The 14,779-nt window shown below is 72.5% G+C and carries 14 protein-coding genes; 6 read left to right on the forward strand and 8 right to left on the reverse strand.

Features of this window, described 5'->3' with window-relative positions; translation table 11 throughout:
• Positions 1-16 precede the first annotated feature (16 nt).
• Positions 17-2,320, reverse strand: a complete 2,304-nt coding sequence (gene pcrA, locus ABZ806_RS08985; protein ID WP_500216312.1) for a DNA helicase PcrA — start codon at positions 2,318-2,320, stop codon at positions 17-19.
• Positions 2,321-2,499: 179 nt separating this feature from the next.
• Here pcrA and ABZ806_RS08990 point away from each other — a divergent pair, with 179 nt between their 5' ends.
• Both ABZ806_RS08990 and ABZ806_RS08995 read left to right on the forward strand, forming a co-directional pair.
• On the forward strand, positions 2,500-3,912 hold the full coding sequence (locus ABZ806_RS08990; RefSeq protein ID WP_500216313.1) for a hypothetical protein: 1,413 nt from the start codon (positions 2,500-2,502) through the stop codon (positions 3,910-3,912).
• 75 nt (positions 3,913-3,987) lie between these two features.
• A complete protein-coding gene (locus ABZ806_RS08995) occupies positions 3,988-4,362 on the forward strand; it encodes a hypothetical protein (protein ID WP_500216314.1) in 375 nt (124 codons plus the stop codon).
• Between the two features lie 39 nt (positions 4,363-4,401).
• Here ABZ806_RS08995 and dhaM read toward each other — a convergent pair whose 3' ends face one another.
• From dhaM to dhaK, 3 genes are read right to left on the reverse strand one after another with little or no spacing between them, the layout of a single operon-like run.
• Positions 4,402-4,788 (reverse strand): dihydroxyacetone kinase phosphoryl donor subunit DhaM, encoded by a 387-nt coding sequence (dhaM, locus tag ABZ806_RS09000; protein ID WP_500216315.1) that lies wholly within the window; start codon positions 4,786-4,788, stop codon positions 4,402-4,404.
• 1 nt (position 4,789) lies between these two features.
• Entirely contained in the window at positions 4,790-5,458 is a 669-nt protein-coding gene (dhaL, locus tag ABZ806_RS09005) for a dihydroxyacetone kinase subunit DhaL (RefSeq protein ID WP_500216316.1), read from the reverse strand.
• Positions 5,455-6,450 carry a dihydroxyacetone kinase subunit DhaK gene (dhaK, locus tag ABZ806_RS09010; RefSeq protein ID WP_500216317.1) on the reverse strand — a complete coding sequence of 332 codons (996 nt, stop codon included), beginning with the start codon at positions 6,448-6,450 and terminating at the stop codon, positions 5,455-5,457. The genes dhaL and dhaK overlap by 4 nt, the downstream gene beginning before the upstream one ends.
• A 96-nt stretch (positions 6,451-6,546) precedes the next feature.
• Between dhaK and ABZ806_RS09015 the strand changes: the two genes are divergently transcribed.
• The gene (locus tag ABZ806_RS09015; RefSeq protein WP_500216318.1) at positions 6,547-7,503 is read left to right on the forward strand and encodes a nucleoside hydrolase; all 957 of its coding nucleotides are present in this window, start codon (positions 6,547-6,549) and stop codon (positions 7,501-7,503) included.
• Between the two features lie 91 nt (positions 7,504-7,594).
• On the opposite strand, the gene ABZ806_RS09020 is transcribed toward ABZ806_RS09015, so the two are convergent.
• Positions 7,595-9,367 carry an outer membrane protein assembly factor BamB family protein gene (locus ABZ806_RS09020; protein ID WP_500216319.1) on the reverse strand — a complete coding sequence of 591 codons (1,773 nt, stop codon included), beginning with the start codon at positions 9,365-9,367 and terminating at the stop codon, positions 7,595-7,597.
• 296 nt (positions 9,368-9,663) lie between these two features.
• On the opposite strand from ABZ806_RS09020, the gene ABZ806_RS09025 reads away from it, so the two are divergent.
• The 3 genes from ABZ806_RS09025 to ABZ806_RS09035 all read left to right on the forward strand — a co-directional run bounded on the left by ABZ806_RS09025 (position 9,664) and on the right by ABZ806_RS09035 (position 11,986).
• A complete protein-coding gene (locus ABZ806_RS09025) occupies positions 9,664-10,347 on the forward strand; it encodes a PIG-L deacetylase family protein (RefSeq protein WP_500216355.1) in 684 nt (227 codons plus the stop codon).
• A gap of 183 nt (positions 10,348-10,530) precedes the next feature.
• Positions 10,531-10,989, forward strand: a complete 459-nt coding sequence (locus ABZ806_RS09030) for an SRPBCC family protein (RefSeq protein WP_500216320.1) — start codon at positions 10,531-10,533, stop codon at positions 10,987-10,989.
• 97 nt (positions 10,990-11,086) lie between these two features.
• The gene (locus tag ABZ806_RS09035) at positions 11,087-11,986 is read left to right on the forward strand and encodes a serine hydrolase (RefSeq protein WP_500216321.1); all 900 of its coding nucleotides are present in this window, start codon (positions 11,087-11,089) and stop codon (positions 11,984-11,986) included.
• Between the two features lie 60 nt (positions 11,987-12,046).
• Here ABZ806_RS09035 and ABZ806_RS09040 read toward each other — a convergent pair whose 3' ends face one another.
• The 3 genes from ABZ806_RS09040 to ABZ806_RS09050 are packed head-to-tail and all read right to left on the reverse strand — an operon-like array spanning position 12,047 to position 14,646.
• Positions 12,047-12,802: a DUF4190 domain-containing protein gene (locus ABZ806_RS09040; RefSeq protein WP_500216322.1), complete on the reverse strand. Its 756-nt coding sequence runs from the start codon at positions 12,800-12,802 to the stop codon at positions 12,047-12,049.
• Between the two features lie 33 nt (positions 12,803-12,835).
• Positions 12,836-13,477: a LuxR C-terminal-related transcriptional regulator gene (locus tag ABZ806_RS09045; RefSeq protein ID WP_500216323.1), complete on the reverse strand. Its 642-nt coding sequence runs from the start codon at positions 13,475-13,477 to the stop codon at positions 12,836-12,838.
• Positions 13,474-14,646 carry an ATP-binding protein gene (locus ABZ806_RS09050; protein ID WP_500216356.1) on the reverse strand — a complete coding sequence of 391 codons (1,173 nt, stop codon included), beginning with the start codon at positions 14,644-14,646 and terminating at the stop codon, positions 13,474-13,476. The genes ABZ806_RS09045 and ABZ806_RS09050 overlap by 4 nt, the downstream gene beginning before the upstream one ends.
• Positions 14,647-14,779 lie beyond the last annotated feature (133 nt).

The raw sequence follows: 14,779 nt of genomic DNA on the forward strand, positions 1-14,779 counted from the left end.
CTTTTCGGGGGCGGGGTCAGAGCTTTTCGATGGTGGCGAAGCGGAGGACGAGGGTACGGACGCCGTATTCGCCGCCGAAGTCGACGCTGGCCTTTTCGCCGCGGTCGTAAACGGAGACGACCGTGCCCAGGCCGAAGGCGTCGTGGGTGACCTTGTCGCCGGGGGAAAGGGACGGGACGGGACGGTTTCCCGGTGAGCGGGTACCCGGGCGCGCCGCCATTCTCGACATCGCCGGGGTGGACATCGACGACGCTTCGCGCTCCCATTCGACGAGGGTCGCCGGCACCTCGCCCAGGAACCGCGACGGCGGGTTGACCTGCGGCGCGCCCCACGAGCTGCGCATCGTGGCGCGGGAGAGGTAGAGGCGCTGCCGGGCGCGGGTGATGCCGACGTAGGCGAGGCGGCGTTCCTCTTCGAGTTCCTTGGGGTTGCTCATGGCGCGCAGGTGCGGGAAGACGCCGTCCTCCATTCCGGTCAGGAACACGACCGGGAATTCGAGGCCCTTCGCGGTGTGCAGGGTCATCAGCGTGACGACGCCCTGGTCGGTCTCCTCGGGCTGCTCGCCGGGAGGGACCGGACCGCCCTTCGCGCCGCCCGGAATGGAGTCGGCGTCGGCGACCAGCGCGACCTGTTCGAGGAATTCGGGGAGGCGCCCTTCGGCCGATTCGCCGTCGAGGCGCTCCTCGAACTCGCGGGCGACGGCCTCGAGTTCCCGGAGGTTCTCGACGCGGGTCTCGTCCTGCGGGTCCTTGGAGTTCTGGAGCTCCTCCAGGTAGCCGCTGACCTTGAGGACCTCGGTGATGAGGTCGGCGGGGGTGAGCGTCCCGGCGGCGGCGCGCAGCTCGTCCAGCATCGTGACGAACTCGCGGACGGCGTTGATCGAGCGGGTCGCCATGCCGGGCACGTCCTCGGGCACGCGGAGGGCCTGCCAGAACGAGATCCGCTCGCGGGACGCGTACGCCTCGACGCACGCCTCGGCGCGGTCGCCGATGCCGCGCTTGGGGACGTTCAGGATGCGCCGCAGCGAAACGGTGTCCTCGGGGTTGGCGAGGCAGCGCAGGTAGGCGAGCGCGTCGCGGATCTCCTTGCGCTCGTAGAAGCGGACGCCGCCGACGACCTTGTACGGCAGCCCGACGCGGATGAACACTTCTTCGAACACACGCGACTGGGCGTTGGTGCGGTAGAAGACGGCGACGTCGCCGGGGCGGGCGTCGCCGTCGTCGGTGAGCCGGTCGACCTCGTGCGCGACGAACGCGGCCTCGTCGTGCTCGTTGTCGGCCACATAGCCGGTGATCTTGTGGCCCTCGCCCTGGTCGGACCACAGCCGCTTGGGCCGGGGGCGCGGGTTGCGCTCGATGACCGCGTTCGCCGCCGACAGGATCGTCTGCGTGGAGCGGTAGTTCTGCTCCAGCAGGATCGTGGTCGCGTCCGGGTAGTCGCGCTCGAACTCCAGGATGTTGCGGATCGTGGCGCCGCGGAACGCGTAGATCGACTGGTCGGCGTCACCGACCACGCACAGCTCGGCCGCCCCGACGCCTTCGACGTATTCCTCCTGGGGGGACGACCCCTCAGACCCCCCGGGAACGGCAATCGGGGCGGTCAGCTCGCGGACGAGCTCGTACTGCGCGTGGTTCGTGTCCTGGTACTCGTCGACGAGGACGTGCCGGAACCGCCGCCGGTAGTGCTCGGCGGCCTCCGGGAAGACCTGCAGCAGGTTGACCGTCATCATGATCAGGTCGTCGAAGTCCATGGCGCCGGCCTGCTGGAGCCGCGCCTGGTACATCTCGTACGCCTCGGCGAGCGTCTGCTCCATGTGCGTGGACGCGCGATCCTTGAACGTCTCGTAGTCGATCAGCTCGTTCTTCAGGTTGGACACCTGGGCGCTGAACGACTTCGGCGGGTACCGCTTCGGGTCGAGGTCGAGCTCGCGGCAGACGAGCGCCATGAGGCGGTTCGCATCGGCCTGGTCGTAGATCGAGAAGCTCGTGGGGAAGCCGAGGCGCTTGGCCTCGCGGCGCAGGATCCGCACGCACGCGGAGTGGAACGTCATCACCCACATGGCGCGCGAGCGCGGCCCGACGAGGGCGGCGACGCGCTCCTTCATCTCGGCGGCGGCCTTGTTGGTGAAGGTGATCGCGAGGATCTGGCCGGGGTGCGCGTCCCGTTCGTCGAGCAGGTGCGCGATGCGGTGGGTGAGCACCCGGGTCTTGCCCGAGCCCGCGCCGGCGACGATCAGCAGCGGGCCGCCGGAGTGCACGACGGCGGCGCGCTGCTGCGGGTTGAGGCCATCGAGCAAGGGGTGATCTTCGGTCTTCGACATCACGTGCGAGTCTACGGCGCGGCGCGGACGTTTTCGGCGCGTCCCGAAGTCCGGCCCCCGCGGCAGCATGTGGCCAGCCGCCCCGCCCCCGGTTGATTCGATCTCCGGACCGGCGGACGTTGAGCGGACGGACGCAGGGTCATCAGGGACTCGCGCACCGTCAGGGGAGGGTGGTTTCGATGACGATCCACCAGCAGGACTTCCATGCTCCACGCGCGCAGGGGGCGATCCCACCGATTCCGCGGCCCGCGCCGCGTCCGGTGCCGCGTCCCGTCCCGGTTCCGGTGCCGCTGCGGACCGGGCACCGGTTCCTCGTCTACAAGCAGGACCCGTCGGTCACCGACCCCGGTGCGCGGCTCGCGTTCATCCCGACCGTCGTGCTGAACGGCCCGGCGGACGCCCGCGTCCAGACCGAGCTGGCGCAGGTCACCCCGGTCGCCCGCAACGTCAACGGCGACTTCGTGTTCACCGCGGCGAGCCCGCAGTTCGACTGCGCGCACACGTTCGCGGTCGTCCGGCAGACGATCGCGATGTACGAGCGGCACAACGGCGGCAACCCGATCCCGTTCGCGTGGAACGTCGGCGGCAACACCGACCGCGTCACCGTGTTCCCGCATGCGAGCGAGGGCGCGAACGCCTTCTACACACGGACGGGCAAGGCGCTCAAGTTCCTGTTCTTCACCCCGCAGGGGCAGAGCGACGTCCTGTACACGTGCCGGTCGCTGGACATCGTCGCGCACGAGACGGGACACGCCGTCCTGGACGGCCTCAAACCGGGCTGGCTGTCGGCGGGCAACCCGCCGCAGACGGGCGGGCTGCACGAGGCGTTCGGCGACATCACCGCGATCTTCCTGGCGCTGGCGGAGCCGGACCAGGCGGAGGCGCTCGTCGCGCTCACCAAGGCCAACCTGCACGACAAGTCGTTCCTGCCGGAGCTGGCCGAGGAGTTCGGCAAGGCGCTCGGCATGCCGGCCGGGCTGCGCAACGCCGACAACGACCTCAAGCTCAGCCAGGTCGGCAACGAGGTCCACGCGATCTCGCAGGTGTTCACCGGCGCGGTCTACGACGTGCTCGCGGACGTGTTCACGTTCGAGATGAGCCGGCAGCGGCGCACGAAGGACCCGACGATCGTGCTGATCGAGACGGCGTCCGCGCTGTGCAAGCTGGTGTTCGACGCGATCGTGGCGTCCCCGGCGACCGGCGCCCGGTACGTGGACGTCGCGAACAAGATGCTGCAGGTGTCGGCGGACCGCGGCGACCCGGCGATCTACCGGACGTTCCTCCGCAACCGGTTCGCGGTCCGCGAGATCACCACGGCGGAGACGCCGCTGCGCGACCTGATGAGCGGGCGGATGACGATGACCGAGCCCGGCTACACCGGGGACGGCCAGGACGTCACCGAGGTCGCTGCGCACGACGAGCAGTCCGCGAGCCTGCGCGCCGACCAGGACAGGTCGCGCTGCTGCGGCACCATGCAGATGCCCGAGTACCAGGTCGTCGCCCCGGAGAAACTGGCCATGCGGGGCCCGCTGGAGGACGACGACATCCTCCGGGACGAGCTGGACGAGCTGCGCCGGGCCTTCAGCAAGTAGCTTCGGCGAGCAGCTTCAGCAAGTAGCTTCGGCAAGTAGCGAGTCGCGGGCCGGACGTTCCGGCGGGGAGGCGCCATGCGCGTGAAGATCGAGAGCACCGGCGGGTTCACCGGCCGGAACGCCGTCGTCGCGCTGTACGACACCGCGGCCCTCCCCGCCGGACGGGCCGGACGCATCCGGGCGGCGGTCGACGCGCTCGCCGCCGCCCAAGCCCCGGGCGGGCCCGACGAGAGCGGTGGCGGGCCCGACGAGAGCAGTGGCGGGCTCGGCGAGGTCGGCGCCGACCTGCCCGCCTACCGGATCACGGTGGACGAGACCGGCGAGGAGCCCCGCGTCTACGAGGTGCGGGGCGACCCGGCGGCGGGCGTGACGTCCGTCCTCGGCGCCCTCCTCCAGGGCCGCGAGCAGGGCGATCGGCAGGGCGATGGGCAGGATCCCGACGCGGCCTGACCCTCCGACCGGGCCCCCGGCCGGGCCGCCGCACCGGGATCAGGACGTTTTGCGGTGGTCGCGGGCTGATTCGGCGGCGGCGTGGACGGTGGCGAGGTCGGCGCCCGTCGCGGCCATGGACGCGGCGGCGACCGCGCCCTCGACGAGCGGTGCGTCCGCGAGCAGCACGTCGTCGCCGTCGGCGTCCTCGATCAGCATCTTCGCGCTGAGGACGGAGCTGCCGAGGTCGGCGAGCAGCACGACGCCGTCGCCCTCGTCCGCGGCGGCGACGGCCTGCTCGACCAGGTCGATGCTGGTGCCGAGCCGCCCCTCGGAGTCGCCGCCGGCGGGTTCGACGACGGCCTTGCCGACGCCCATCGCTCGGGCGACCTCGGCGACGCCCTCGGCCAGCGTCCGGCTGTGCGAGATGATCACGATGCCGACCATGTCAGCCCTCCCCCGGCCCGCCGGCCGGCGTCACATCGGCGAGCCCGCGCAGCAGCAGCGCGGTGGACGAGGCGCCCGGGTCCATGTGCCCGACGCTGCGCGGCCCGAGATAGCTGGCCCGCCCCTTGTGCGCCTGCATCGGGACGGTGTCGTCCGCGCCCTTGGCGGCGGCGTCGGCGGCGGCGCGCACGCATCCGGCGAGGTCGGAGCCGTCCGCCAGCGCCGCCTCGTAGGCCGCGACGGCCGGGGCCAGCGCGTCGACCATCGTCTTGTCGCCGTCGGCGGCCTTCCCGAGGTCGCGGACGCCGTCCAGCGCGGCCCGGAGCGCGGCACCGAGCGCGGCGGCGTCCACCTCCGCGGCGTCGCCGAGGGCCTTGCCGGCGCGGCGCAGCAGCGTCCCGTAGAGGGGACCGGACGCGCCGCCGGTCTTGGACACGATGGCCCGCCCGGCCGCGACCAGCACCTTCCCCGGCGGGACGTCGTCGGAAAGGGCGTCGTCGGAAAGGGCATCGCCGGCGAGTGCGTCGACGGCGGCGCGGAAGCCGCGGTCGAGGTTGTGGCCGTGGTCGCCGTCGCCGATGGCCGCGTCCAGCCGGGTGAGCCGCTCGGCGTCGGCCGACACCAGTTCGGCGGCGTGCCGGATCCAGGCGGCGAGATCCGCCCCGTTCACCGGCCCCACCGCAGCCCCGGCGTCTCGACCGGCGCGTCCCAGAGCCGGGTCAGCTCGGGCGTCACCCGGCACACGCTGATCATGCAGCCGGCCATCTCCAGGCTGGTCACGTACGGGCCGACGAGGCGGCGGACGACGCTCGCGCCGTGCCCCTCCAGCCAGTCGGCCGCCGCCGCGTAGGCGATGTACTGCTCGATCAGCGGGGTGCCGCCCATCCCGTTCACCAGCACCATCACCTCGGAACCGGACAGCGGCATGTCCGCGTCGATCGCGCTCAGCGACGCCGCCACGATCTCCTTCGCGGTGCCGATCCGCACGCGCTCCCGGCCCGGCTCCCCGTGGATGCCGATGCCGAGTTCCATCTCGCCCTCGTCCAGCTCGAACGTGGGCGTCCCGGCGGCCGGGACCGTGCAGGACGACAGCGCGACGCCGAACGACCGGCTGCGCTCGTTCACCTCCCGCGCGGCCGTGGCGACGGCGTCCAGCGCGGCGCCCTCCTCGGCGAGCGCACCGGCGATCTTCTCGACGAACAGCGTGGCGCCGGTTCCGCGCCGCCCCGCCGTGAACGTGCTGTCCTCAACGGCCACGTCGTCGTCGACGATGACGGAGGCGACCTCGATGTCCTCGTCCTCGGCGAGCTCGGCGGCCATATGGAAGTTCATGACATCGCCCGTGTAGTTCTTCACCACGTGGAGGACGCCGGCGCCGCCGTTCACCGCCATCGTCGCCGCGATGATCTGGTCCGGCACCGGAGAGGTGAACACCTCGCCGCAGCAGGCGGCGTCCAGCATGCCGTGGCCGACGAACCCGGCGTGCAGCGGCTCGTGGCCGGAACCTCCGCCCGACACCAGGGCGACCTTCCCGGTGCGCGGCGCGTCCGCCCGCACAACAGTGCCGTTCTCCGGGTCGACATTGAGCGACGGGTGCGCGGCGGCCAGTCCGCGCAGCGCGTCGGAGACCACGTCCGCCGGGGCATTGATGAGTTTGCGCATGTCTCTTGCTCTACCCGCGTCCGGCGCCGCGTCCCAGACCCAATCGATGATCGGCGGGGCGCGGGGTCCGTATAGGTTTCATCCGTGAGCCCGTCCGTGAGCGTAAGACCCACATTCCTGTACGACTGCGACACCGGCATCGACGACGCGATGACGCTGCTCTACCTGGCCTCCCTGGTCCGAGCGGGCGAGGCGGAGCTGGTCGGCGTCGGCACGGTGCACGGCAACATCGACCCGCTGACCGGCGCGCTGAACACGCTGCGCGTGCTGGAGGCGGCGGGGATCACCGGCGGCGTGCCGGTCGCGGTCGGCGCGGCCCGGCCGATGGCGCAGGACGTCCACTACGCCCTGGACTGGCACGGGACGGACGGCCTCGGTGACACGCACCTGCCCGACCCGGCCGGACGGCCCGTAGCCGAGCCGGCGCCCGCGCAGATCGTCCGGCTGGCCCGCGAGCGGCCCGGCGAGCTGACGCTGCTGGCGACCGGTCCGCTGACGAACCTCGGCGCGGCGCTGCTGCTGGACGGCGAGCTGCCGTCGCTGATCCGCGAGGTCGTGGTCATGGGCGGCGCGTTCGACCACCCCGGCAACATCACGACGCACGCCGAGGCGAACATCTGGCACGACCCGGAGGCCGCCGACCTGGTGTTCGCGGCGGACTGGCCGGTCGTGCTGGTACCGCTGGACGCGACGCACCCGACCGCCGTCCACGACGACTGGCTCGACCGGCTCGGCGCCCACGACGGCGAGGTCGCCCGGTTCGCCGCCCGCGTCCTGAAGTTCTACGAGGTCGCCTACACGCCGACACTGAAGCGCCGGGGCGCGGTCATCCACGACGCGCTCGCCGCCATGCTGGCGGTCGACCCGGGGCTCGGCGAGTACGCGCACCGTCCCGTCCGGGTGGAGCTGCGCGGCGAGCTGACGCGCGGCACGACCGTGTGGGACGCGCGGTCGCTGCCCGCCGAGGACGTCCGCCGCCCGGTCAAGGTCGCCGTCGGCAGCGACGTGCGGGCCTTCCAGGACCGCCTGCTCGCGGCCCTCACCTCCTTCTGAACCGAAGGGTTCTGAACGGCGGAGTTCTGAACCGGCCGGGTTCTGAACGGCGGGGCTCTGAACGGGCGGGCCGGTCAGCGGAGCGCTGGGGTCAGCGGAGGGCGGCGTGGACGGCGTCCATCACCTCGCGCGGGAAGCCGCCGGGCCCAGCGGACCGGGTGTCGTACGCGACGATGTACCGGCCGGTCCGGACGAGGATGGTCTTGCCGGCCGGGCCGTCGATGGAGTACGTCTCGTCGCCGACGTCCGGCACCGCGGTGCCGTTCGTCCCGGCGAGCAGGGCGTGCGCGTCCTCGGGGGTCCGCGCGACCCAGCCGATCCTGAACCGGAGGGTGCCGCGGCCGCCGACCCGGCACCCCCAGTGCTCGATCTCGGCCGTGCCGAGCCGGAGGGTCGACTCGGGATCGTAGGCCCGCTCGGTCACGTCCTCCGCCTTGGCGGTGAGCTTGCAGGCGTCCGGCCAGTCCGCCGCCGGGACGCCGCCCGTCCCGGCGGGGGCCTTGGTGTCGCCGGGCCCGTACGCGGTGATCCGCAGGCCCGCGTCGACGCTCTGGAGGCGGAACAGGCGGTCGCCCTTGATGAGGACCGACGCGGGCCCGAACTCGAACTCGGGCTTGGTCAGCGCGAACGGCAGCGGCACCGTGGTCACGGCGCCGCGCGCGGGGTCGATCACGTCGAGCCCGGCGGGGAGGAGCCCCGGCGGGAGCCCGGCGGCGGTGCGCCGGTGCTCGCCGAGCCACTCCCGGACGCCGTACACGTGCTCACCGACCGTGCCGAACGCCGTGTGGAGCCGGGCCGCCGGGCGCGCGTCCACCTTGCCGGTCCGCAGGTCGACGAACTCGGCGCGCAGACCGTATCCCCCGTCGTTGTTCGCCACCGTCACGACCGCGTGGCCCCCGGCCACGGCGACCTCCTTCGCGGCGAGACGCTCGTCGGCCAGCCGCCAGAGCTGCCTGCCGTCGGCCGCGATGAGCGTCGACACGTTCTGCTTCCGCACGTCGTAGGCGGTGAGAAGCGTGACGCCGCCCCGGACGACGTACTGCTGAGTGCCCTGGCCGAGCGGTCTCGTCCACCGCACCGCGCCGGAGGCGGGGTCGAGCGCGAAAACCTCGCCGGCGGCGCAGGTCATCCGCACCACCACCAGGCTGCCGTCGGTGTTCTGCTGTTCGAGCTCGCAGTTCTTGTCCGCCTTGGGGGCCGTCCAGGTCCACCGCTCCTTGCCGGTGCGGGCGTCCATGCCGGCGAGTCCGGGCTTGTCGCCGTCCTGGCGGGCGAGCACGGCGGTTCCCGCGTTCGCGGCCGGCAGCACCGCCCGGGTGCGGATCCGCTCGGACACGGGCAGCAGACCGTCGTCGGACGCGAGGCGCCGCTCGCTCGTCCACAGGGTCCGCCCGGTGGCGGCGTCGAGGGCGGCGGAACGCGGCTTGGCGTTCTCCCGCAGGGGGTGGTTGCTCACGCCGGCCGCCGCCGTGGTGACGACCACCGTGTCGGGGGTGACGGTGTAGGCGGTCACCACCCGCTTCACCTCGTGGTAGTGCCAGCGCGGTTTGCCGCCGGCGCCGTCGTAGACGTCGAGCCCGCGGTCGGAGACGACCACGATCTGCCCGGCGACGCTCTCCACCCGGACCAGAGGGGACCGCAACGGGATGTCGGCCTGCCACAGCTGCTTCGGTGTCCCGGCCGGGAGGCCGGACGTCCCGGTCTGCGGCGCCGCGGCGGCGGTGGACCGCTCCACCTCGATAGCGTCCGACTCGCCCTTCCCGTCGGAGCCCTTCGCGTCGGAGTCGGTGCAGCCGCCGGCGAGGACGGCGGCGCAGCTGAGAGCGCCCGCGAGCAGGACAGGGGCCGGGGGGCGGATCCGCATCATGAACCTCCAGGGGGAACCGCACGGCGCGGTCGCCTGCTCATGCGATCGCGGGGAGCGCATCGGATGTTCGCGGGGGATTTCTTGATCTTCGCATGGTGCGGGACCTGTCGAGCTCCATTCCAGACCTTATTGTTGAAACCGTGACCAACGTTCTGGACGATGATCAGTCGAGCGAAGCTCGTCCCCTGGATGGCGGTGGGCGGGGGCTGGAGGACGGGGAGTCGAGCGAAGCTCGTCCGTTGGATGGTGGCGGGCGGGGGCTGGAGGACGGGGTGCGGCGGGTTCTCGTTGTGATGGCGCATCCCGACGACGTCGACTTCGGCGCGGCCGGGACCGTTGCCGGCTGGACCGACCGGGGCATCGAGGTCGTCTACCTCATGGTGACCGACGGTGACGCGGGCGGCTTCGACGACAACGTGTCCCGCAAGGAGATGGCGACGCTGCGCCGGGAGGAGCAGCGCGCGGCGGCCAAGTGCGTCGGCGTGGGCGACGTCCGGTTCCTCGGGTACTCCGACGGCCGGGTCGAGGCGACGCTGGACCTGCGCCGCGACATCGCCCGGGTGATCCGGCAGGTGCGGCCGGACCGGGTGCTGATGCCGAGTCCGGAGCGCAACTACGAGCGGATCTACCCGAGCCACCCCGACCACCGGGCGGTCGGCTCGGCCGCGCTCGACGCCGTCTACCCCGACGCCCGCAACCCGTACGCGTTCCCGGAGCTGCTCGCCGACGAGGGCCTGGACGCGTGGACGGCGCGGGAGGTGTGGATCACCGGCGGGCCCGTCGTGAACCACTACGTCGACATCACCGACCAGTTCGACCGGAAGGTGAACGCGCTGCGCGCGCACGCGAGCCAGACCGGGCACATGGGCGACGGGCTGCCGGAGATGCTGCGCGGCTGGCTCGGCGCCAACGCCGCGGCGGCCGGCCTCCCCGAGGGGCGCCTCGCCGAGTCCTTCCAGGTCGTCGACACCGCCTGAGCCGTACGGCCGGCCCGTGGCCGTCGACACCGCCCGGTTCGTGGGCGGCACCGCCCGGTTCGTGGTCGGCTCGTCCGTGATCTCCCGGAGCTTTCCGGTTACTATCCAAATACGGTTCCTAACAAGCCGTAATTAGCCGTAGATCGGGCATGCACCCCATGTGACAGAACACGGGGGGTTGTCATGCCGGAAGAGATCGAAGCGACCGCCACCTCCTGCGCCGAGCCGGACGTGATCTTCAAGCATCTGTGCGTCGCCGAGGCGTGGGGCGAGTGGGGCGGCTTCTGGATCCGCGCGCGGCGGGAGGCCGACGGGACCGAGCACCCGAACGGGATCGGGGCCGTCCGGTCCGTCCCGCCCTGGCGCGAGGAGGTCGTGGCCTGGGACCCGCCACGGCACTACGGGTACGTGGCGATGGCCGGGCCGCCGCGGCGCCGCGTCCTGGCGGACGTCACGCTGGAGCCGCACTCCGGCGGCGGCACGCTGATCCGCTGGCGCGGGGAGATCGACGCGTTCCCCGGCACCGGCCCGTTCACGCGGAGGGCGCTGCGCCGCCGCTTCGGAACCTACGCGCGCCGGGTCGCCTGGCACTCCGAGCGCTGCGAACCGGGCTGCCCGGCCCGCCTTCCGGGCGTCCTCTAGGAGCCCGCGCGCTAGGGGGCGGCGCCCGGAGAAGGACGCCGTCCCGGGGACGAGGCATGTCCCGATCACCACTGTCCGCACGAATTCGGGGGGATCGATGCGGCGTCATATCTTCGTGCTCGCCTTGGCCGCGGGCGCCACCGCGGCGGGGCTCACCACCCACTGGGTCGTCTCCGACGCGCCGGCGCGCAAGAGCGGTGTCACCGCCGGCGCCACCGAAGCCATCACGGCCGGGCGGGGAGCGGCCGTTGCGAAGGACGTGACCCGGCCGTTCGACCGGCCGGCGCTGACGCAGGCCGTCCGCGCCTACATCGGCACACGTCCGGGCAAGGCCGGGGTGATGGCGACGGACCTGCGCACAGGGCTGACCTTCGGGGAGAACGAGAAGGGCCGGTTCGTCACCGCCAGCATCATGAAGGTCGACATCCTGTCCAGCCTCGTCCTGCAGCGCCAGCGCGACCATGGCGCCCTGACTCGGGGACAGCGCGACCTGGCCGGACGGATGATCCGGGAAAGCGACAACAACGCGGCGGACGCCCTGTACTCCGCGGCAGGCGGCAGCAGCGGCGTGAAGAAGGCCAACAAGAGCTTCGCCCTGAAGAGCACGACGCCGTTCTCGGGTTCGTGGGGTTCGTCCCTGACGACACCGGCCGATCAGGTGCGCCTGCTGACGAACCTGGTGTCGGCGAAGAGCCCCATCAGCGCGTCGGGCCGGGCGTACATCCTGAGCCTGATGGGTTCCGTCCTGCACGAGCAGGCGTGGGGGGTGAGCGCGGCGGCCCGTCCGGGCGAGAAGGTGGCGCTGAAGAACGGCTGGACGCCCGTCCACCATCAGGGGAACGGCTGGGCGGTGAACAGCATCGGCCGCGTCACCGGACGCGACCATGACTTCCTCATCGCGGTGTGCAGCGGCGACAGCCCGACGATGGGGGCCGGTGTGGCGACGGTCGAGCACGTCGCCGAAATGGTGGTGAGCACCATGCGCGACTCGCGCTGAGCGGGGTCTCCGCGTCCGCGCCCGGGCGGCGGGCCGGCCGCCCGGCGGACGCCGGGAGTGTCAGGGGCTCAGCGGCCGGGTCAGCTTCCTGCCCTCGGTCGCGGAGACGGCGACGCAGGTGACGGTGCGGTCACCGGACCGCCACGACTCGGCCGTCGGGTAGTAGTAGGAGTTCGCGAGGCTGCTCGCGGCCGGGTCGCGGTTGATCTTCGCCCGGGTGCGGATCTTGCAGCCGTTGGAGGCCAGTTCCCGCAGTTGCGCGTCCGGCGGCAGCGAGTATCCCGACAGCTTGAAGACGGCCGTCACCTCGCCGTCGTGCAACCCCGTGCACGGCACGACCTTGACGCTGTCGACCTCGACCGGCTCGGTGGCGGACGGGTTGGACGCCGTCGTGTTGTCGTTGATGCAGTCGCCGAGCTTCATCTTCTGCGCGTCCACCTCCTTGGGCTTCGTCTGGGTCGCGCGGGGCACCGCCCCGACACCGCCGGAACTGCCGCCGGAGTCGCTCGCCGCGATGATGACGCCGATCGTCACGCTCGTGAGGATCCACAGGCAGGACAGGACGATCCCGGCGACCGCGAAACCGCGGCCCCGCCCGCCGTTCCGGCCGATCTGGCCGAGCGAGATCGCCCCGAGGATGATCCCGAGGACGCCGAAGCAGCCGAGCAGCCCGGTGATGAACGCCGCGACCGCCAGGCCGTTCGTCCGGTCGTTGCCGTACGCGGGCCCGTAGCCGGGACCGGGCGGCATCGGCGGCGGGGGCGGATAGGGAGGTTGGGAACCCGGATAACCGGATCCGGGGGGAGGATATGCCATGACCAGCGACTGTACCGGTCATGGAACGCGGTTCTAGACGAGCCGGCGGGCCGCCGCCCAGCGCGACAGCTCGTGCCGGTTCGACAGCTGGAGCTTGCGCAGCACGCTGCTCACGTGCGTCTCCACCGTCTTCACCGAGATGAACAGCTCCTTCGCGATCTCCTTGTAGGCGTAGCCGCGCGCGATCAGCCGCAGGACCTCCCGCTCCCGCTGGGTGATCTGGTCCAGCTCGGGATCGACCGCCGGGACGTCCGTGGCGGCGAACGCGTCCAGCACGAAACCGGCGAGGCGGGGCGAGAAGACCGCGTCGCCGTCCGCGACCCGGCCGATCGCGTCGGTCAGCTCCGGGCCCGAGATCGTCTTGGTGACGTAGCCGCGGGCGCCGCCGCGCACGACGCCGATGACGTCCTCCGCCGCGTCCGACACCGACAGGGCGAGGAACTTGGACTGGACGGCGCCGTGCAGCCGCCGCAGCACCTCGATGCCCCCGCCGCCGGGCAGGTGGACGTCCAGCAGCACCACGTCCGGCCGCGCCGCGCGGATCACCGCCACCGCCTCGTCGACGTCGCCGGCCTCGCCGACGATCTCGACGCCGCCGCCCAGCTCCGCCTTGACGCCGGTCCGGAACATCTGGTGGTCGTCGACCAGCACGACCCTCTTCAACGCCTCGCTCATGACTTCTTTATCTCCAGCCGCACCTCGGTGCCCTCGCCCGGCGCGGTGCGGACGGTCGCCTTGCCGCCGTTGCGCTCCATACGTCCGATGATGGACCCCCGGACGCCCATCCGGTCCCCCGGCACCTCGTCCAGGTCGAATCCCTTGCCCCGGTCGCGGATGAACACCGCGATCTCGTCGCTCTCCACCTCCGCGTACACCGACACCGACGGCGCCTCGGAGTACTTCGCGGCGTTCACCATCGCCTCCCGCGCCGCCTGCAGCGCCGCGCCGAGCCGCTCGTCCAGCGCCGTGTCGCCCACGCAGACGATCTCGATCGGCACGCCGTGGTCGTCCTCGACCTCCCCGGCGATCTCCCGGATCGCGGCGGCGAACGTCTGGTCGGGGTCGGCGCGCGGTTGGTACAGCCACGTCCGCAGCGTCCGCTCCTGGGACCGGGCGAGCCGCTGCACCTCCCGCGTGTCGTGCGCGTTCCGCTGGATCAGCGTCAGCGTGTGCAGCACCGAGTCGTGGATGTGCGCGGCCAGCTCGGCGCGCTCCTGGGAGCGGATGCGCTCGTGCCGCTCGGTGTCCAGGTCCTGCCAGAGCCGCACCACCCACGGCGTCACGATCACCGCGACCCCGGTCAGGATGATCAGCATGGCGACGATCACGGACCGCGCCTGGGCGGCCTCCACGTTCTGCACGACGACGCCGCCGATGCCGCCGACCACCAGCAGCAGCCCCAGCAGGCTGCGCAGCCACCGCTGCCGGAGCGGCAGCGTCCACCGCTGCCGCTGGTCGCGGTCGGCCTGCTGCCACAGGATCGCGGCGCCGACACCGCCGACGACGAACGGCCACAGCGCCCACTGGACGACCCCGGCCGCGCCCCACGGCAGGACCGCGAGGCCCAGCGTGACCGCCGCGTAGGCGAGCAGCTGACCCCAGTCCCGGCCGCGGCGGCGCGCGGTCGTCGAAGCCTTGTCCGCCGGCGTGGCCTGCTCGTCCGGCGCGCCGCCCTCGGGCGCCGGCACCAGGATCCAGAACGCGGCGTACGCGGCGACACCGAGCCCGCTCGCCACCGTCAGCAGCACGAACGCGGCCCGGACGAGCAGCACGTCCACGCCCAGATGCTCGGCCAGGCCGCGGCACACCCCGGCGACGAGCCGGCCCTCGGCGACGCGCTCCAGCGCCGGCGGCCGCAGCGGCGCGGCCTCCGGCCGTTCCGCCGCCGTCCCGCCCGGCGCCTCCTGGCTCACCGCCGCCCTCCCCTCGGTACTCCCACGTCAACGATCGTCTCGCGTCCGCGCGGGGACCGCATCA

The organism is Spirillospora sp. NPDC047418 (assembly GCF_040643275.1).
In the GTDB taxonomy this organism is placed as follows: domain Bacteria; phylum Actinomycetota; class Actinomycetes; order Streptosporangiales; family Streptosporangiaceae; genus Spirillospora.